This window comes from Flammeovirga pacifica, from assembly GCF_000807855.2.
In the GTDB taxonomy this organism is placed as follows: domain Bacteria; phylum Bacteroidota; class Bacteroidia; order Cytophagales; family Flammeovirgaceae; genus Flammeovirga; species Flammeovirga pacifica.
The window spans coordinates 412-797 of record NZ_JRYR02000017.1 but is presented as its reverse complement, the minus strand read 5'-3'; the positions used below and the strand labels follow the sequence as shown (position 1 = coordinate 797).

Here is a 386-nt window from a genome sequence, read left to right as displayed (position 1 = left end):
GATTCAATTTTATGTAATTCATTTTCGTTTAAATAAACAAAATCAATTAATTCTCCTTTAGGTTTTTTGTAGTTAATTAAAGGATCAGAAGTAAGAAATTCATTCATATAGAAGTAATTAGTCAACCCCTTTAAGGTGCTTATTATTCTTCTTATTGTATTTCTATTTAATTCTAGATCAATTAAATATAATTCAAATTTTCGTGCAAAATCGTGATTTATATTACTTAAATAAGGGTTGTTTTTTAAATTTGAAAATTTTTCTAAATGCTTAAATCTTACTGATATACTTCTAAATGTTGACTCTAGAACCTCTTTCTTTTTATCTTCTTTGAATTGGTTTATTGCTTCATTAAGTGTTAGAGGTGAGGTATTTAAACCTTTTAG

The 386-nt window shown here is 23.8% G+C and carries 1 protein-coding gene; it reads right to left on the bottom strand.

Annotated features, from left to right (window positions below):
* Positions 1 to 344 (bottom strand): phage integrase SAM-like domain-containing protein (locus tag NH26_RS25905; protein WP_394331102.1); only part of this gene is annotated, 344 nt, incomplete at its 3' end.
* Positions 345 to 386 lie beyond the last annotated feature (42 nt).